Genomic DNA, 17,379 nt, shown 5'->3' with positions numbered 1-17,379 from the left:
GCAATTTGAAACCTGGCTGCACAGTCCTTGTGCAACCAGGTTTTTTTTTCGTGCGGCGAGAGCCGCATGCACCATGGCGCACGCCTGCCGGCGCTGGCATGCATTCTGCTTTAACAACTTCGCAGGCCCAGCCCGACCCCCACGAACTCATCACAGGAGTCCCCATGTCACGACGCATCATCCTGAAAGCGGCCGCCGCCGGCGCCCTGGCCCTGGCCACGTACACCACCATGCAGGCGGCCCTGGCCGCCGACACCATCAAGGTGGGCATCTTGCACTCCCTGTCGGGCACCATGGCCATTTCCGAAACGTCGCTGAAAGATGTGGCGCTGATGACGATCGCCGAGATCAATGCCAAGGGCGGCGTGCTGGGCAAGAAACTGGAAGCCGTCGTCGTCGACCCCGCGTCGAACTGGCCCTTGTTTGCGGAAAAAGCGCGCCAGCTTGTGGCGCAGGACAAGGTTGCCGTGGTGTTCGGCTGCTGGACGTCTGTCTCGCGCAAGTCGGTTTTACCCGTGTTCAAGGAACTCAACAGCCTGCTGTTTTACCCGGTGCAATACGAAGGCGAGGAGCTGGAAAAGAATGTGTTTTATACGGGCGCCGCGCCGAACCAGCAGGCGATACCCGCCGTGGAATACCTGATGAGCAAGGATGGCGGCGGCGCCAAGCGCTTCGTGCTGCTGGGCACGGATTACGTGTATCCGCGCACCACCAACAAGATACTGCGGGCCTTCCTGAAAAGCAAAGGCGTCAAGGATAGCGATATCAGCGAGGTCTACACGCCGCTCGGCCATGCCGATTATCAAACCATCGTCGCCAACATCAAGAAGTTTTCGACAGGCGGCAAGACGGCCGTCATTTCCACCATCAATGGCGATTCCAACGTGCCGTTCTACAAGGAACTGGGCAATGCGGGCTTGAAAGCCACGGACGTGCCCGTCGTCGCGTTTTCCGTGGGCGAGGAAGAGCTGCGCGGCATCGATAGCAAGCCCTTGCTGGGTCATCTGGCGGCGTGGAATTATTTTGAATCCGTCAAGAATCCCGTCAACACGGCCTTCATCAAGCAGTGGAAAACGTATGCCGTGGCGCAAAAGTTGCCGAACGCGGGTTCGGTGGTGACGAACGACCCGATGGAAGCGACCTATGTCGGCATCCACATGTGGGCGCAAGCCGTGGAAAAGGCGAAATCGACGGACACGGACAAGGTGATCGCCGCCATGGCTGGCCAGAGCATGAAAGCACCATCGGGCTTCACCTTGACCATGGACCCGACCAACCATCACTTGCACAAGCCCGTGATGATCGGCGAGATCAAGGCCGATGGGCAATTCAATGTCGTGTGGAAAACCAAGGAACCGATCCGTGCCCAGCCGTGGAGCCCGTTTATCAAGGGTAATGAGGGCAAGCAAAAGCTGTAGGCGCCGCGTTGTTTTATTAAACCCCAGAGGCAAAGGACTGGGGGCGGACCCTCAGGGTCCGACCCCGGTATCTGTTCGGGGTTCAACGCTTCTCGTGGTGCTCTTACCAGGAACTTAGAATGCAGCTCCTCCCCAAACTGCTAGTCCTCGCCTGCCTGTTTTTATCCTCGCTGGCGCAGGCAGCCATCCCTGTCGACCTGCTGAAACCCCTATCCGGCGACGACCCCGACACAAGGGTCGCCGCCGTCGCCCAGATCGCCGCCCTGGCCACGCCCGAGGCCGCCCGCGTGCTGCAAGCCTTGCAGGACGATCAGTTATATGCGACACCCGACGGCCAGGTGTACATCGTCGACGGCGAGCAAGCTTACGACCCGGCGATCAGCAAGAGCGTGCCGCTGCCGGACGGCATCGATGGCCTGATGGTCAACAACCGCTTGCGCTCGGCGGTGGCGGGGGCCTTGTCGGGGTTGAAACTGCTGGCGCCCGAGCGCGGCGTCCGCCTGGCCGCTGCGCAGGCGCTGCAGCAATCCCTTGATCCCGCGCAAATCCCTTTGATCCGCACCGCGCTGGCGCAGGAAAGCGATGCTGAAATTACGCAGATATTGCAGGTGCTGGTCGCCAGCGCCAACCTGCATGCGCCCGATGCGGCCACGCGCAAGGCCGCCGTGCAGGCGCTGGCGGGCAGCAGCGATGCGCGCTTGCTGCCCGTGCTGCAAGCCATGCTGGAAAAGGATGGCGAGCCCGATGAAGCCGTGCAGCTGGCCGCCATCGAGACCATGCGCCAGATCAAGGGCAGAGTGGCGCGCATGGAATTGGCCGGCAATGTGTTTTACGGCATTTCGCTGGGTAGCGTGCTGTTGCTGGCCGCGCTGGGGCTGGCCATCACGTTTGGCTTGATGGGCATCATCAACATGGCGCACGGCGAATTGCTGATGATAGGCGCTTACACGACCTACCTGTGCCAGTTGTTCTTCCGCAGCTATCTGCCCGGCCTGCAGGATGCCTACCTGCTGGCCGCGCTACCGGCCGCCTTTCTTGTTGCCGGACTGGTGGGCGTGGCGCTGGAACGCACGGTGATTCGCTGGTTGTATGGCCGGCCGCTGGAAACCCTGCTGGCCACCTGGGGCATCAGCCTGATCCTCATGCAGGCTGTGCGTACGATCTTCGGCGCGCAAAACGTGGAAGTGGCCAATCCGGCCTGGATGTCGGGCGGCGTGACCGTACTGGGCGGCCTCGTGTTGCCGTACAACCGCCTGGCCATCATTGCCTTTGCCATCGTCGTCGTCGTGGCCGTGTGGTTGATTTTGAACAAGACGCGCCTGGGTCTGTTCGTGCGCGCCGTTACGCAAAACCGCCGCATGGCCGATTGCGTGGGCGTGGCCACGGGCAAGGTGGACATGCTGACCTTCGGCCTTGGTTCCGGCATCGCCGGGTTGGGCGGCGTGGCCCTGTCGCAACTGGGCAATGTGGGGCCGGACCTGGGCCAAAGCTACATCGTCGACTCCTTCATGGTAGTGGTGCTGGGCGGCGTGGGCCAGCTGGCCGGCACCGTGATCGCCGCGCTGGGACTGGGTGAAGTGAACAAATTCCTCGAACCGGTGGCGGGCGCCGTGCTGGCGAAGATCGCCATTCTGGTATTCATCATCATCTTTATCCAGCGCCGGCCGCAGGGCCTGTTTGCCATGAAGGGACGCAGCGTCGAATGAAAACCTCCCATCAATCCAAGCAGGGTCTGTTCACGCGCCCCGTCTGGCTGGCGATTGCCGCATGTACGGTGCTGGCGGTGCTGTTGCCGATCTTTAATCTGGCGTTTGCCGAAGGGCATGCGCTGCACGTGTCCGCCTACACGGTGGCGCTGGTGGGCAAGTTCATGTGCTACGCGCTGGCCGCGCTGGCGCTGGACCTCGTCTGGGGCTACACGGGCATCCTCTCGCTGGGGCACGGCGTCTTCTTTGCCCTGGGCGCGTATGCGCACGGCATGTATCTGATGCGCGCCATCGGCGACCAGGGCCAGTACCACAGCAGCTTGCCCGACTTCATGATCTTTCTCGACTGGAAAACCTACCCGTGGTACTGGGCCTTCACGGAACATTTCTGGTACTGCATGGCTCTCGTCGTGCTGGTGCCGGGCGTGCTGGCCTTCGTGTTTGGTTATTTCGCATTTCGCTCGCGCATCAAGGGCGTGTATTTTTCCATCATCACGCAAGCGATGACGTATGCTTTCATGCTCTTGTTCTTCCGCAATGACACCGGCTTTGGCGGCAACAACGGTTTCACGGATTTCAAGACTATCCTCGGCCATAGCATCACGGCACCCGCCACCCGGGCCGTACTGTTCCTGCTGACGCTCACCTTCCTGCTGGCGGCCTTGATCGGCGCGCGCGCCATCGTCCGCTCGAAGCTGGGCCGGGTGTTGCAGGGCGTGCGCGACAGCGAAGCGCGCCTGATGTTCCTCGGCTACAACCCGCTGTGGTTCAAGTTATTTGTGTGGACCTTGTCGGCCGTGCTGTGCGGCATCGCCGGCGCCTTGTACGTGCCGCAAGTGGGCATCATCAACCCGTCCGAAATGTCGCCGGCCAATTCCATCGAGATGGTCGTGTGGGTGGCCGTGGGCGGACGCGGCACCCTGATCGGCCCCATCCTGGGCGCCTTCACCGTCAACGGCTTGAAAAGCTGGTTTACGGCCGCCTTGCCGGAACTGTGGCTGTTCGCGCTGGGCTTGCTGTTCATCGTCGTCACCCTGTTCATGCAGCAGGGCATGCTGGGCGTGTTAAACAAGCTCAAACGCAAGGCCGTCGTGGCAGAGGAGGCCACATGAGCATCCGCATGTTGCCCGGCATGGCCAGCGCGGAAGCGGGCGCCACCTATTCGCGCGTGAAAGGCGAGGGCGTCGATACGACGCATGGCGCCATTTTGTACCTGGAAGACATCAGCGTGTCGTTTGACGGCTTCAAGGCCATCAACAAGCTGAGCCTGGATATTTCCGTGGGCGAATTGCGCTGCATCATCGGCCCTAACGGGGCGGGCAAGACGACGATGATGGATGTCATCACGGGCAAGACGCGGCCCACGTCCGGCACGGCCTGGTTCGGCCAGACCATGAATCTGGCGACGATGACGGAAGCGCAAATCGCCCACGCGGGCATCGGCCGCAAGTTCCAGCGCCCCACCGTGTTCGAGCAGCACACGGTGTTCGATAACCTGGAACTGGCGATGAAGATGGACAAGCGCGTGGCGCCCACAATGTTTGCGCGCCTGACGTCCGAGCAGGCAGGCAGGATCGAAGCGATCTTGCGTTTGATACGCCTCAACGGCCAGGAGGCGCGGCCGGCCGGCTTGCTGTCGCACGGGCAAAAGCAGTGGCTGGAAATCGGCATGTTGTTGATGCAGGAGCCGCAGCTGATACTGCTCGATGAGCCGGTGGCCGGCATGTCGGATGCAGAAACGGCGCGGACGGCGGAATTGCTCAATGAATTGCGTGGCAAGCATTCCATCATGGTGGTCGAGCACGACATGGGTTTCGTCACGGACATTGCCCAGCAAGGCATCGTCACCGTGCTGCATGAAGGTGCCGTGCTGGCGCAGGGCCGCATGGACGAGGTGCAGGCCGACGAGCGCGTCATCGAAGTCTATCTGGGAAGGTAACCATGCTGGAAGTCGAACAATTGAATCAATACTATGGCTCCTCGCACACTTTGCGCGGGATCAATTTGTCGGCGCGCAAGGGCGAATGCCTGGCCTTGCTGGGTCGCAATGGCGTGGGCAAGACGACCTTGTTGAAATGCCTGATGGGCGTGCTGCCCGTGGCGCAGGGCACGGTGCTGTTCCATGGGCGCGACATCACCAGGCTGGCGCCGCATGCGCGGGCAAAGCTGGGCATGGCGTATGTGCCGCAGGGACGCGACATCTTTGCGCGCCTGACGGTCGAGGAAAACTTGCTGATGGGCATGGCGAGCAAGCGTGGCCGGCAAGCTGCGCGCATCGATCCCCACGTGTATGAATTGTTTCCGGTGCTCAAGGAGATGCTGCAGCGGCGCGGCGGCGATTTGTCCGGCGGGCAACAGCAGCAGCTGGCCATCGCCCGCGCCCTGCTGGCCGAGCCGCAGCTGATCATTTTCGACGAACCGACGGAAGGCATCCAGCCCTCCGTCATCAAGGATATCGGCAGGGTCATTGCGTTGTTAAAGCAGCGCGGCGACATGGCCATCGTGCTGTGCGAACAGTATTTTGATTTTGCCCGCGAATTGGCCGACGAATTCATCGTCCTGTCGCGCGGCAGTGTCGTCGCCAGCGGACCGGCGGCGCAGATGGATGGCGACGAGGTGAAGCGCCATTTGGCCGTGTAGGCTTAATAACTGGCTTAACAACGCCTAACAAAACGGTAGCGAGCGGAAGGAAGGCTCGGCGCCCCCGTTGGCTCGAGAAGCGCAACTGTACGAAGGTACGGGGGCGCCGAGCCAGTGAGCATCGCAGGCCGCAAATTACGACGCGCAGTAGGTTTTGATAGGCGTACTAAACCAGCTGGAACCAGCCCAGCACGGCGCCGGCCGCCAGCAGCCACAATAAATGGATCTTCGTGCGCCAGATGATGAGGCCCGCCACGATGGACAGGCACCACAGGGGCCAGTCCGTGCGGATGTCGTGGTTGGCGCCGCCCAGTATCATGCCGGTGGAAATCAAGAGGGCGACGACGATGGGCGCCATGCCTTGCTTGAAGGCGCGCACGGGGCGCAGGTCGCGGTTGCGGTAGCCCCACTGGGCCGCCACGTAGGTGAGGGTGGTGCTGGGCAGCATGATGCCCACCATGGTCACCAGCACGCCCAGGTAGGCGGCCGTGTAGCTGCCCGCATTCATGCCCACGTTCCAGCCCATCAGGGCGACGAACAGCACGTTCGGGCCCGGTGCGGCCTGGGCGATGGCGATCGATTCATTGAATTGCGCCTGGGTCAGCCAGCCATGTTGCTCGACGAGGAAGCGGTGCATTTCGGAGGTGGTGGAAATGGCGCCGCCGATCGACATCAGCGACAGCATCAGGTAGTGGCCGAACAGGTTCAGCCAGTCGCCCGCGCTCAACACCAGTTGCAAGGGCGGATTCATGAGGACAGCTTTCGATAGGTCAGCAGGCAGCCGATGCCGCCCAGGCCCAGCAGGATGTACAGCAGGGGCCAGCGCAAGACCGCCACCATCAGCACGCCCAGTACGGTGATGGACAGGGTCAGCCACAAAGGCAGCGGATGCTTGGTCAGCGCGCTCGCCAGCTTCACGCCCGTGGCGGCGATCATGCCGGCCGAGACGGCGGCCATGCCGCGCAGGGCGCCCGCCATCTGCGGGTTGTCGCCAAAGCGCGTGTACAGCACGCCCAGCACGAGCACGATGAGGAGGGGCACGGCCAGCATGCCGGCCAGCGCCGTCAGCGCGCCTTGCAAACCGAAATAGCGCCCGCCCACCATCAGCGACAGGTTGACGACATTCGGCCCGGGCATGATTTGCGCCACGGCCCAGTCTTCCAGGAATTCCTCTTGCGTCAGCCAGCGCTTGCGCTCGACCATCTCGCGCTGGATCACGGCCAGCACGCCGCCAAAGCCTTGCAGGGCAAGCCAGGTGAACGAGAAGAACAGGTCGGCCAGCGAGGCGGGCTGCGGGCGGGGCGGGTCGGGCGTAAGTGAGGAAGGGGGAGGCGCGGACATGGTTGATTATCGCCGTGGCCGATTGCGCTTGTCCATCGCTTTCGGCTGCGCTTGTGCCTGCAAGAAAAAAACCGTGGCTCATGTTTTCCTGCCATTGACTTCGTGAGTTTATCGGCAATACTTTTATCGGCTACATGACCGCTGTCCCTGTCCGTGCTGGCGCGGTTCGCACCGCTACGCCGTCTCCCTCCCTCCGTCCCCCTTCCCAGGAGTTGCTCATCATGCCTCATTCCACAGAAACGCTGCATATGCCCGCCAAAACCGTGGCGCTGCATGTCCGGGTCGACCAGAAGATGTGCGATATCGTCAATCTGGGCATCGCCGTGCAGGCGGCCTTCAGTACCTTGTGCGCGCTGGAATACCTGAAGTCATACAATGTCGCCCCGGAACTGATCGAGCGCGTGCTACTGCATCCGGAGCAGCGCCGCCAGACCATGCATTGAGTATCTGCACGGCAACTGTGTTGCCGGCGGCCGCGATCCGCTGTTGTCGGATTGATCATCACGGCTCAGTTATGCACAAATGATGGGCTAAGGAAATTGACGAAATAATTTTCTTGTGATTATGTGTGAGTTTGTAAGTGATTGATTTTAATGAATTTTATTTTTGCTGTTTGATTGAGCAGTCTATTGAAAGCCGCACGGGCTGTGGCTTTGAGGCCTGTCAATAGGCCCTTATCCACAAAGATATCCACAGTCCGTGTGGATATCTGAAAAAGCGCTTAACAATCCGCCACTTAGGAAATGAAAGCCGGCCAGCCCATGCAATCGGCTGGCAAGATGCGCCAAAAGGGGGATATTCCACAAGCCTGTATGCCTATCCAGTGCTCTGATTTTTATGACTGAAAGTAGCGGTGGATGGTCAGGGCGTGCCGCCGGCCGGCGCCGCTGGCGTGTCGCCGCACTGGGCCAGGGCGGCAGCCAGTTCGGTGACCTGTTGCTGCGCCTCGCGCAAGGTTGCATAGGTGCGCAGCGAGGCGATCACGGTGGTAAACAACTTGCGCGTGGTGAGGTCGGTCTTGCACCAGAAATCGTTGATATCGTAGTCGATGATGATGCGGTGTTCCAGCGCCTGGCCGGGCTGGCCCGTACGCAGGATGATGCGCACGGCACTGTTGTGCAGATCTTCGCGTACCTGGCGCGCCACTTGCAGACCGGCATCCTGGGTTTCCATGATGACATCAAGCAGCACCACGGCGATATCTTGTGTGCTGCGCAACAAGGCCAGCGCCTCGGCGCCCGAATACGCGTGCAAAAAGCTTAGCCTGCGACCCTGGAAACTGGCCTGGCTGAGGGCGAACTTGGTTACCACGTGCACGTCGACATCGTCATCGACAATCAGCACGCGCCAAGGCGCCGCGGTGGCAGGTTCTGCCGCCGCATCTTCCCGTTCCAGCGGTTCGTCGACCAGCCAGTCCGGTTCATCCGCCCCCTTGGCGGTGCTATCGCTATCCATATTCATGCGTTTATCCACCGTTGATCGTACTCGCTACTCCACACTATGCCAGTCTGCGGGGTTTGTCAAAACAATGCTGTCAAGCAAGATGGCCTGGCGCCGGGACTGCTTATGCACAGCAAAAATATATTTTCATGGTGGCAGAGTAAGTTTGCACCAGCGTAAATGTATGATTGCAAGTCATTGATTTCATTGGGATAAAAAATTGCCTGTGAAAACGGCAAATTATTGAAACCCGCATCAATGCTGGCGTTGCGGCTTGTCAAGAGGGGTTTATCAACAACTTTATCCACAGTTGCTGTGGATATCTAAAAAAGCCGTGCAAAAACCGGGGCTTAGCGCCCGTTCGTCAGGCCGCGGCGACCTGTTCATGCCGCCAGCCCAAGCCCGCCCAGTTGGGCAAAGGCATGCAGGAAGCGCTGCTTGGCTTCGGCCGGACCCATGGCTTCGATTATACCGGGCAAGGGGGCGATGCCGTCAAGGTAAGCCCAGCGTTCCGCCGAGTGCGGCATCAAGTCGCGCTTTTCCGTGGCCAGCGCGATCAGGTCGGCCCGCTTGATGGGCGCGTAATCGGAAAAGTCCAGGCCATACGTGGCGGCGATGATGGCGCTGACCTTGTCTTCCAGCACGCCAAATTCCGGCAGCAATACTTTCAAGGGTTTCACCATGTCGCCCAGGTAGGCTTCGGCCGCGTCGTGCAGCAGGGCGGCCAGGCGCAAGTGGGGCGGCACCAGCCCGGCGACGATCAGGCTGTGCTGGGCAACCGAGTAAAACACTTGCGTCTGTCCATTGAAGCGGCACTGATAAGCCAGGCCGTGGGCGATGTCTTCGATGGCGACCTTGTCTATATGCGGGCGCAAGGGGTAAAAACGGTTGCCTGAATAGGTCGATACGTAGTCGGTAGTAATCATTTCTGGGTTAGCTCGCCTGCTTTGCACGGATGATCCATCCTACACCGGATGGCCGCCACTTGCCTTTCGCTTGTACTTTTCGCTTCCCTGCTGAGCCTATGCATCTTGGCAAATCCTTTCATTTATTTCATATCATTCATTGATCTTTCTCACACACTGTAGCAATCTTGTTTGTCTGAAACTTAAATAGGGGGACAGGGCAATGACGGCGATACCTTCGGCAAGACCTTCGTATATCTATCAGGGCGGTTCGGTGCTGATGCACGCGCCGCTGCAATTGAAACAGTCGGAAATGTACGGCTATTTCGTCCGGGGCGACCTGGCGAAACTGCAAGCGACCGTCAACACCACCCTGAACCAGGTGGCGGGCAGCAAGATGACCCTGAAAGCCCTTTCGCCGTACGTGATGCTGACGTTTACGCGCGTCAACCATGCGGACTCCGCCAACCCCGTCGACCAGGCCAAGGGCTGGATCACGGAAGTCGATATCGTCACCTGGGTCATGGTCGGCGAGATGGATGCGGCGGGCAAGCTCGCGCATATCTATTGGTACCCGTGCCATATTTTCGTCGATGACGCGATGGCCCTGATCAACGGGCGCGAACTGTTTGGCTATCCGAAATACCTGTGCGACTATGAGATTCCCGCCGCCGGCAGCGAGCCGCTGCGTTGCTCCGTGGCCGCCAAGGGTTTCCAGCATTTTTCGCCGGAAACGAAACTGGCTTTGCACCCGCTGCTGGAAGTGAACGCCACCGTGCAGACGGGGCCGCACAAACCCGTCAACAGTTTCCTCGAACTCATCGAGCAAGCGTTCAAGATTTTCCTCTCCATCCCGGATTTTTTCGACATGGATCAGGCTGGCTGGGCCGATATTTTGTCCTTGCTGCGCAAGCCCCGCATCGACCAGATATTCCTCAAGCAATTCCCTGACAGCGCGGGCGTGAAAGCCGTGTACCAGGCCCTGGTGGCCGCGCCGGCCGAGATCAACCGCCTGCACAGCGCGCGCCTGCTCGGCTACGATTACGAATGCACCTTGCATGCCTTCGACAGCTTCCCGCTGGACCAGACCCTGGGTTTGCAGCTGGGACCGCAGGCGGCCATCCTGCCGTTCAATGTGAACTTTGACTTTACGGCCATGCCGGGCGAGGAGCTGGTCGACAATTCCCGCATCGCGCCGGAAAAGATCGCCATCCTGGGCGGCGGCGTGGCGGCCATGACCACCGCGTATTATTTGACAAACCAGCCGGGCTGGCAAAACCGGCACGCCATCACCGTCTACCAGCTGGGCTGGCGCCTGGGTGGCAAGGGCGCCAGCGGGCGCAATGCGCAGCTTGGCCAGCGCATCGAGGAACACGGCTTGCACATCTGGTTCGGCTTCTACGCGAACGCCTTCAAGATGATCAAGGAAGCGTACGCCAGCCTGGAGCGTCCGCCCGGCGCGCCTTTGGCCACCTGGCGCGACGCTTTTAAACAGCACGATTACGTGGCCTTGTCGGAAGACGTCAAGGGGCAATGGCGCAACTGGTCCATCGTCTTTCCCACCTTGCCGGGCGAGCCGGGCGAGGGCGGCGAAGACATCACCCTGTGGCAGATGGCCATCGCCATGGTGGGCTGGATCGAGCAGTGGATACGCCAGATCCGGCAAGTGGCGGACGCCGACGCGCGCATCGTGCGCGCCAGCGCGCAGCCAGGCGAGGACGAGGGCGAAGGCGTGTGGCCGGGTTGGCTGCGCCGTCTGGCCGATGAAGTGGTGGGGCAGGCCGATGAACTGGGCCTCGACGTGGGCCTGTCCGTGGGCGCGCTGGTGGCGCTGGTGGCCGACCTGGCGCCGGACTCCACGCGCCACGACCAGGCCCGCCACCAGCTGCTGGCCAGTACCCTGAACGGCATCCGCGCGTGGCTGCGCCTGCGCTACCGCGCCCTGATCGACGGCGACGATGAATTGCGCCGCCTGTTCACCTGCCTGGACCTGGGTATCACGGTCATGAAGGGCATGTTCGAAGATGGCGTGTTCAAGCACGGCTTTGACGTCATCAACGATATCGACTTCCGCGCCTGGCTGAAAAAACATGGCGGCGACGAGCAGTTCAGCGTCAATTCGGCGCCCGTGCGCGGCTTCTATGATCTGGTGTTCGCCTACGAGGGCGGCGATTTCGGGAAACCGAACATCGAGGCGGGCACCTTGCTGCGCTCGATGGCGCGCATCGGCCTGGCCTACAAGGGCGGCATCATGTTCAAGATGCAGGCCGGCATGGGCGACACGATTTTCACGCCCCTGTACCAAGTGCTGAAAAAAAGGGGCGTGGAGTTCAAATTCTTCCAGCGCGTGGAGGAACTGGTGCCGGGCGCCGGCGACATCGATAGCATCCGCATCACGCAGCAGGTGCAATTGAAGGACCCTGCCGCCGGCTACGCGCCGCTGGTGGACGTCAAGGGACTGGCTTGCTGGCCCAGCGCGCCCGATTACGCGCAGCTTGATCCAGCGCAAGCTGCGCTGCTGCAGGAACAGGAAGTCAACCTGGAATCGTATTGGAGCGGCTGGCCACAGCAATACCAGCAGGCGTTCGGCCGCGCGCTGCCCGCCACGGTATTGAAGAAGGGCGTCGACTTCGACAAGGTGGTGTTCGGCATTTCCATCGGCTCGCTGCAGGCTCTGTGCCCGCAACTGCTGGCGCAAAGCCCGGCCCTGCAACTGGCGGCCGACAAGGTGAAAACCGTGGCCACGCAGGCTTACCAGGTGTGGCTCAACAAAGACCTGGCGCAGATGGGCTGGAGCACGCAGCCGAAAGGCCAGCAACCGGTGCTGTCGGCCTTCACGGAGCCGTATGACACGTGGGCGCCGATGGATCAATTATTGGCGCACGAAGATTGGCCGGCGGGGCAGGAACCGAAAAATGTCTCGTATTTTTGCAGCGCCTTCCCCGTCGACAGCTACCCGCCCATCACCGACACGGACTTTCCGGCCCGCTGCGCGGCCAGGGCAAGGCAGGGCGCCGTGCACCAGCTGGAGCGCGAAATTGGCGCGCTGTGGCCCGAGGCGGGCGCGCCCGGTGCGTTTCCGTGGCAATGGCTGGTCGATGCGAAGGAGGGTGAGGGACCGGCGCGCTTCGACAGCCAGTACTGGCGCGCCAACGTCGACCCGTCCGAGCGCTACGTGATGTCGGTGGTGGGCAGCACGCAGTACCGGCTGGCCACCGACCAGTCGGGCTTTTCCAATCTGTTCCTGACGGGCGACTGGATCAAGACGGGCCTCAATGCGGGCTGCGTGGAGGCGGCCGTGATGGCCGGCATGCAGACCTCGCGCGCCATGACGGGTTATCCGGCCGTGATCCAGGGCGAGAGGGATTTTCAGGCCTGATGGCGCTTCACGGCATCCGGTTCGCCTGCCGGCCAGCCTGGCTGCCGGCGCATGGCTGGATGGTTCAGCCGGCGGGCTGAGCTTCCAGGTCCCGCCGCGCCGCATCCAGCGCTGCCTGCAGCTGCGGCAGGAACTGCTCCACGTTCTCGAGTTGGCCATTCGAGGCCAGGGTTTCCATCTGGTGGCACAGGCCGTGCAGGGTGGGGCGGCTCAGGTAGCCGGCGCTGCCCTTCAAGGCGTGGAAGGCGGCCGCGGCCGCGCTGGCGTTGCCATCGCGCACGGCGTGGCAGGCCAGTTCCAGGCGCCGTGGCGCTTCCATCAGGAACGCTTGCGCGATGCGCTGCAAGTGCTGCGGCGACAGGCCTGCCAGCGGCAGGATGTGCACGGGCGCCGTCATGGGATCGGCCGGCGCCGGCGTGTCCGCCTGTGCCGTGCTGTCGGCGTCGTCCAGGCCGAACTGGCGCGCCAGGGTATCGTCCGCAGTCGACATGGCCGGCGGCAGTGCATGGCCGCGCGCCAGCAGCAGGTCGATGATGGCGGCGATTTTCTGGAACAGCAGTGCTTCGTCGACTGGCTTGCTGAGGAAGTCGTCCATGCCGCAGGCCAGGTAGCGTTGCCGGTCATGTTCGCTGGCGTTGGCCGTCAGCGCGAGGATGGGGATGTGCGCGTCGGGAATGGGGAATTGCGCGTTGCCGCCGTCGCGGATCAGGCGCGCGGCCTGTTCGCCATCCATGCGCGGCATGCGGCCATCCATCAGCACGCAGTCGTAGGTGCCCGTGCCCAGCGCCTGCAGCGCCTGTTCCCCGTTTTCGACGATGCTCACGGCATGGCCCATGCTTTCCAGCAGGGTGCCGATGATGATCTGGTTGGTGCGCACGTCTTCGGCGCACAGGATGCGCAGGCGGCAGGTATGGCGCGCCTGGTGTGCCGGCCGGCGCGCGTCGGCCGCCGGCGCGCTGCCGTCATGCAGCGGCAAGGTGAAATGGAAGCGCGAGCCGATGCCGACGCGGCTTTCCACGCCGATCGTGCCACCCATCAGTTCGACCAGTTCCTTGCAGATGGCCAGGCCCAGGCCCGTGCCGCCATAGCGGCGCGTGGTGGAATGGTCGGCTTGCTCGAATTTCTGGAACAAGCGCGGCAAGGTATCGGCGTCGATGCCGGGACCCGTATCGCTGATGATGAATTCGATGCTGCTGCGGCCATCGTGGCGCGGCGGTGTGCGGGCGCGCCGCACTTCCAGCAGCACTTCGCCATTTGCCGTGAATTTCAGCGCGTTCCCCAGCAGGTTGATGAGGATTTGCCGCAGGCGCGTGGGGTCGGCGCGCACGTAGCGCGGCAGGTCCAGCGCCAGTTCGCGGCGCAGCAGCAAGCTCTTGGCGTCGGCCTGGCCCTGCACGATGCCGGCCGCGTCGCCGATCAGCGCCAGCAGGTCGAAGTCCACGGTTTCCAGGGTCAGCTTGCCCGCGTCTATCTTCGAGAAATCGAGGATGTCGTTGAGAATGGTCAAGAGCGAGACGCCATTGTGCAGGCCGATGCGCAGGTATTCCTGCGTGCGGCCCTTGACGGACTGGTCGCGCAGGGCGAATTTCAGCATGCCGATCACGCCGGCCAGCGGCGTGCGGATGTCGTGGCTCATGGCCGACAGAAAATCGATGCGGTGGCGGCTGACCACTTCCGCGTGCTCCTTGGCCTTCAGCAGGGCGCTGTTGCTGAGGGTCAGCGCCAGTGTGCGCTCCTGCACGCGCTGTTCCAGATTGTTGCGCAGCAGGCGGATCTGGTCGGCCAGGGCAAACGCCAGCAGCAAACCGTCAAGCGTGCCGCCGAGCAGTGTCACCAGCTGGGCGTTGGCCACCATGGCCGGCATCAGGCCCAGGTTGGCCGGCAGGATCAGAAAGCCGGGCAGCATCAGGGCGACGAAGGCCAGCACGAAGAAGCGCGCCGGCTGGTAGCCGCGGCGCCAGACGACGATGCCGCAGATGAGCGCCAGCAGCATCCAGATGCTGATGGCGATGGTGGCCAGGGTGTGCGCATACGACAGGGCGAAGAAGCAGCTGGGCAAGAGCAGCAAGGGCAGCACCAGGTTGACCTTGCTGATGCGGTACAGCAGGAGCGAGTAGTCGCGCAGGTGCAGGAAATGCATGTAGAACAGGGTGCTGAAGACGGGCAGCAGGAAAAACGGCACGTAATGCAGCTGCAGCAGGTGCCAGTCGAACAAGTCGGCAAAGACGTGGAAAGTCATGGCCCAGGCCAGGCCATAGGTCAGTACGTACAGCGCGTAATAGGCCGAGGCTTTGTCCAGGGTGATGGAAAAGATGAAGAAATTAAACAGGCCCAGCGCCAGCAGGGCGCCGATGGACGCCACCATCAGGAAGTTTTCCTTGCCCACCAGCTTACGGTAGTCCTGCTGCGTCTTCATGCCGAACAGGGGCGCGCGCGCGTAATACGGGCTGGAAAAGCGGATCAGGATGTCATACGTGGCGCCCGGCGCCAGTTGCACGTTCCTGCCGTAGTGCAACAAATACTCGTGCGGGCGCTGGTAGCCTGTCAGCAAGGTCTGCGGCGCCGTCTGCGGCCCGGGGCCATACACGTGCAGGTCGACCAGGTCGATCAGGGTGTCGTTCGGGTCGATGACCCAGGCCGCGACGCTGCTGTCGTTGCGCACTTGCGCATGCAGCCAGTAGGCGCCGCCGAAGAGGTCGACTTGTCCGGCCGGGCGCTGGCGCGCCAGCCAGGCGGGCAGGGCGGCCGCATCGGCAGGCGCGGCGTCACTTGCGGCGAGAAACAGTTGTCCACCGTTGCCCAGGTGCCGGATGCCTTGCTTGTCCAGGGGCAAGGGGGCTGCCTGCGCCGCGCCCGCCAAGCCCAACAGGCTGAACAGCAGGCTGAACAGGAGCGGCCAGCCGCATAGCCAGGCGCAGACGCGGGAGGGAGCGCGGTGGCGGGAAGGGGGCGGGTGGGCTGGCATCGATGGATTGGGTGATGGTCGCGCGGGAACTGGCGGCAACGCCGTTTGCAGTGGATGATGCATTTTAATCGACTCTCGATGGCATCAGGACAATTTCATGTCCTGCCGGCATGGCTCGCCCTCCGGTATCATGGCGCCTTTTGCCTGCGAGACCTCCATGCTCAGTCCCGACCAGTTCCTGGCCTTCCTGGCCGCCGCCGTGTTGATTACCGCCAGCCCCGGCCCCGACAATCTGATGGTGCTGGGCGTGGGCATGTCGCGCGGGCGCCGCCAGGGCATGGCGTTTGGCCTGGGTTGCGCCCTCGGCTGCCTCACGCACACCGTGCTGGCGACCATCGGCGTGTCGGCCCTGCTGGCCGCTTCGCCCACGGCGTTGACCATGCTGAAAGTGGCTGGCGGCCTGTACCTGGTGTGGCTAGGCATCGGCGCCTTGCGCAGCCGTGGCGGCGCCAGAGTCGATGGCGCGGCGGCCTTGCCCGACGAATCGCTGCTGCGCCTGTTCGGCAAGGGTTTGTTTGCCAACAGTATCAATCCGAAAGTCGTGCTGTTTTTCCTCTCTTTCCTGCCGCAGTTCATCGTCGCGGGCCAGGGCAATGCCAGCTGGCAGACGGCGCAGCTGGGCCTGCTCTTCACGGCGCAGGCTTGCGTGCTGTTCGGCTTGCTCGGCTATTTTTCCGGCGCCGTCGGCCTGTGGCTCAACCGCCGCCCGCGCGCCGGCCTGTGGCTGGATCGCGTGGCCGGCAGCATCTTCATCGGCCTGGGCTTGCGCCTGATCCTGGCGCGCTGACTTCCTGCCGGGCGGTAATGCGGAACGCCAGTTCCATCTGATCCTGTACGGCCATGGCGCCGCCCAGCACGGCGAATGGCACGATGCCGAAGTCGCTCTGTTTCAGCAGCAGGCTGCCGCTGGCCTGCAGGTGGCTTCCATCGGCCGCTTGTTCGATGCGCACCGGCAGCTGCAGCGTGCGCGTCACGCCATGCAGGGTGATGTCGGCCTCCAGCACCTCGCCATTGCCCGTGCGGCGGGCCTCGATGCGCACCCACGGATAGCGTTCCGCCTCGAGCACGCGCAGCAGCATGTTGTGGCGCGTGCCGGCGATGGCGTCGGCCGATGGCGTCGTCGTCAGGCCGGCCGCCTGGCGCAAGCTTGCTTCATCCACACTCATCTCGTCGAGCCGGAACTGAAAGGCGGCGCGGCCCGGCGCAGGCGCCACCACGCCCTGCAGGCTGCGGCTGGCGATCACATGGTCATGCCCCAGCCGCGCCAGCGCGCCGCCGCGGCGCACGGTGATGGTTAACAGGGATTCTTGCGGGACGATGTACAGCAGATGCACGCCCAGCTGTTGCCACGCGGGGGCTTGCATGGCTCGCGCCGCTACTGGCGAGTCTGGCAGCGAGGCGGCGGGCGGTGGGGCGAACGGGGTGCAGGCAGCGAGCAAGGCGCAGGCGCAGGCCAGCAGCGCGCGGCGGTGGGCAGATGGCATCAATCAGGACTCCTGGCAAAGGGATGGCAACGGTGGTGTCGCAGGGCGCAATGGGGAGATAGTAAGCGATCCGGGTATCGGCGCGATAGATGGAATGCGCG

General features: G+C 62.7%; 14 protein-coding genes. 8 read left to right on the top strand and 6 right to left on the bottom strand.

Going from position 1 to position 17,379, the window contains the following annotated elements; all coding sequences use genetic code 11:
* Positions 1-164 precede the first annotated feature (164 nt).
* The 5 genes from urtA to urtE all read left to right on the top strand — a co-directional run bounded on the left by urtA (position 165) and on the right by urtE (position 5,764).
* Entirely contained in the window at positions 165-1,418 is a 1,254-nt protein-coding gene (gene urtA, locus ACQ4WS_RS12895) for an urea ABC transporter substrate-binding protein (protein ID WP_436476790.1), read from the top strand.
* A gap of 119 nt (positions 1,419-1,537) precedes the next feature.
* Positions 1,538-3,124, top strand: coding sequence for an urea ABC transporter permease subunit UrtB (gene urtB, locus ACQ4WS_RS12890; protein ID WP_436476788.1), 1,587 nt, complete (start codon positions 1,538-1,540; stop codon positions 3,122-3,124).
* Positions 3,121-4,236 carry an urea ABC transporter permease subunit UrtC gene (gene urtC / locus ACQ4WS_RS12885; RefSeq protein WP_436476786.1) on the top strand — a complete coding sequence of 372 codons (1,116 nt, stop codon included), beginning with the start codon at positions 3,121-3,123 and terminating at the stop codon, positions 4,234-4,236. Before urtB ends, urtC begins: the two co-directional genes overlap by 4 nt.
* The gene (urtD, locus tag ACQ4WS_RS12880) at positions 4,233-5,063 is read left to right on the top strand and encodes an urea ABC transporter ATP-binding protein UrtD (RefSeq protein ID WP_436476784.1); all 831 of its coding nucleotides are present in this window, start codon (positions 4,233-4,235) and stop codon (positions 5,061-5,063) included. Before urtC ends, urtD begins: the two co-directional genes overlap by 4 nt.
* A gap of 2 nt (positions 5,064-5,065) precedes the next feature.
* Positions 5,066-5,764 carry an urea ABC transporter ATP-binding subunit UrtE gene (gene urtE / locus ACQ4WS_RS12875; protein ID WP_436476782.1) on the top strand — a complete coding sequence of 233 codons (699 nt, stop codon included), beginning with the start codon at positions 5,066-5,068 and terminating at the stop codon, positions 5,762-5,764.
* Between the two features lie 166 nt (positions 5,765-5,930).
* Here the strand turns inward: urtE and ACQ4WS_RS12870 are convergent, their stop codons facing one another.
* Complete coding sequence (locus tag ACQ4WS_RS12870) at positions 5,931-6,515, bottom strand: chromate transporter (protein ID WP_436476780.1); 585 nt, start codon at positions 6,513-6,515, stop codon at positions 5,931-5,933.
* Positions 6,512-7,105: a chromate transporter gene (locus tag ACQ4WS_RS12865; protein ID WP_436476778.1), complete on the bottom strand. Its 594-nt coding sequence runs from the start codon at positions 7,103-7,105 to the stop codon at positions 6,512-6,514. Before ACQ4WS_RS12865 ends, ACQ4WS_RS12870 begins: the two co-directional genes overlap by 4 nt.
* Positions 7,106-7,326: 221 nt before the next feature.
* On the opposite strand from ACQ4WS_RS12865, the gene ACQ4WS_RS12860 reads away from it, so the two are divergent.
* Positions 7,327-7,548 (top strand): hypothetical protein, encoded by a 222-nt coding sequence (locus tag ACQ4WS_RS12860; RefSeq protein WP_436476776.1) that lies wholly within the window; start codon positions 7,327-7,329, stop codon positions 7,546-7,548.
* Between the two features lie 418 nt (positions 7,549-7,966).
* Here ACQ4WS_RS12860 and ACQ4WS_RS12855 read toward each other — a convergent pair whose 3' ends face one another.
* Together ACQ4WS_RS12855 and ACQ4WS_RS12850 are read right to left on the bottom strand one after the other, a co-directional pair.
* The gene (locus ACQ4WS_RS12855; protein ID WP_436476774.1) at positions 7,967-8,566 is read right to left on the bottom strand and encodes a response regulator; all 600 of its coding nucleotides are present in this window, start codon (positions 8,564-8,566) and stop codon (positions 7,967-7,969) included.
* A 362-nt stretch (positions 8,567-8,928) separates the two neighbouring features.
* Positions 8,929-9,471 carry a phosphohydrolase gene (locus ACQ4WS_RS12850; RefSeq protein ID WP_436476772.1) on the bottom strand — a complete coding sequence of 181 codons (543 nt, stop codon included), beginning with the start codon at positions 9,469-9,471 and terminating at the stop codon, positions 8,929-8,931.
* 202 nt (positions 9,472-9,673) lie between these two features.
* Here ACQ4WS_RS12850 and ACQ4WS_RS12845 point away from each other — a divergent pair, with 202 nt between their 5' ends.
* On the top strand, positions 9,674-12,829 hold the full coding sequence (locus tag ACQ4WS_RS12845) for an NAD(P)-binding protein (protein WP_436476770.1): 3,156 nt from the start codon (positions 9,674-9,676) through the stop codon (positions 12,827-12,829).
* Positions 12,830-12,893: 64 nt separating this feature from the next.
* On the opposite strand, the gene ACQ4WS_RS12840 is transcribed toward ACQ4WS_RS12845, so the two are convergent.
* Positions 12,894-15,857, bottom strand: a complete 2,964-nt coding sequence (locus ACQ4WS_RS12840; RefSeq protein WP_436476768.1) for a hybrid sensor histidine kinase/response regulator — start codon at positions 15,855-15,857, stop codon at positions 12,894-12,896.
* A 94-nt stretch (positions 15,858-15,951) separates the two neighbouring features.
* On the opposite strand from ACQ4WS_RS12840, the gene ACQ4WS_RS12835 reads away from it, so the two are divergent.
* Positions 15,952-16,581: a LysE family translocator gene (locus tag ACQ4WS_RS12835; protein WP_436476845.1), complete on the top strand. Its 630-nt coding sequence runs from the start codon at positions 15,952-15,954 to the stop codon at positions 16,579-16,581.
* On the opposite strand, the gene ACQ4WS_RS12830 is transcribed toward ACQ4WS_RS12835, so the two are convergent.
* Positions 16,544-17,278: a YceI family protein gene (locus ACQ4WS_RS12830; RefSeq protein WP_436476766.1), complete on the bottom strand. Its 735-nt coding sequence runs from the start codon at positions 17,276-17,278 to the stop codon at positions 16,544-16,546. The genes ACQ4WS_RS12835 and ACQ4WS_RS12830 overlap by 38 nt on opposite strands.
* Between the last annotated feature and the right edge of the window lie 101 nt (positions 17,279-17,379).

The sequence above is a fragment of the Janthinobacterium leeuwenhoeki genome, assembly GCF_051380795.1.
Lineage (GTDB): Bacteria > Pseudomonadota > Gammaproteobacteria > Burkholderiales > Burkholderiaceae_D > Janthinobacterium.
Note: the sequence above shows the minus strand (reverse complement) of the source record. Positions and strands in the feature narration are given on the sequence as shown.

Bases quoted from the DNA above. Each gene is read 5' to 3' on its own strand.
- ACQ4WS_RS12835 (WP_436476845.1), top strand. From the start codon at position 15,952: ATGCTCAGTCCCGACCAGTTCCTGGCCTTCCTGGCCGCCGCCGTGTTG.
- ACQ4WS_RS12845 (WP_436476770.1), top strand. From the start codon at position 9,674: ATGACGGCGATACCTTCGGCAAGACCTTCGTATATCTATCAGGGCGGT.
- ACQ4WS_RS12840 (WP_436476768.1), bottom strand. From the start codon at position 15,857: ATGCATCATCCACTGCAAACGGCGTTGCCGCCAGTTCCCGCGCGACCA.
- ACQ4WS_RS12855 (WP_436476774.1), bottom strand. From the start codon at position 8,566: ATGAATATGGATAGCGATAGCACCGCCAAGGGGGCGGATGAACCGGAC.
- ACQ4WS_RS12860 (WP_436476776.1), top strand. From the start codon at position 7,327: ATGCCTCATTCCACAGAAACGCTGCATATGCCCGCCAAAACCGTGGCG.
- urtB (WP_436476788.1), top strand. From the start codon at position 1,538: ATGCAGCTCCTCCCCAAACTGCTAGTCCTCGCCTGCCTGTTTTTATCC.
- ACQ4WS_RS12830 (WP_436476766.1), bottom strand. From the start codon at position 17,278: ATGCCATCTGCCCACCGCCGCGCGCTGCTGGCCTGCGCCTGCGCCTTG.
- urtE (WP_436476782.1), top strand. From the start codon at position 5,066: ATGCTGGAAGTCGAACAATTGAATCAATACTATGGCTCCTCGCACACT.
- ACQ4WS_RS12850 (WP_436476772.1), bottom strand. From the start codon at position 9,471: ATGATTACTACCGACTACGTATCGACCTATTCAGGCAACCGTTTTTAC.
- ACQ4WS_RS12870 (WP_436476780.1), bottom strand. From the start codon at position 6,515: ATGAATCCGCCCTTGCAACTGGTGTTGAGCGCGGGCGACTGGCTGAAC.
- urtA (WP_436476790.1), top strand. From the start codon at position 165: ATGTCACGACGCATCATCCTGAAAGCGGCCGCCGCCGGCGCCCTGGCC.
- urtD (WP_436476784.1), top strand. From the start codon at position 4,233: ATGAGCATCCGCATGTTGCCCGGCATGGCCAGCGCGGAAGCGGGCGCC.
- ACQ4WS_RS12865 (WP_436476778.1), bottom strand. From the start codon at position 7,105: ATGTCCGCGCCTCCCCCTTCCTCACTTACGCCCGACCCGCCCCGCCCG.
- urtC (WP_436476786.1), top strand. From the start codon at position 3,121: ATGAAAACCTCCCATCAATCCAAGCAGGGTCTGTTCACGCGCCCCGTC.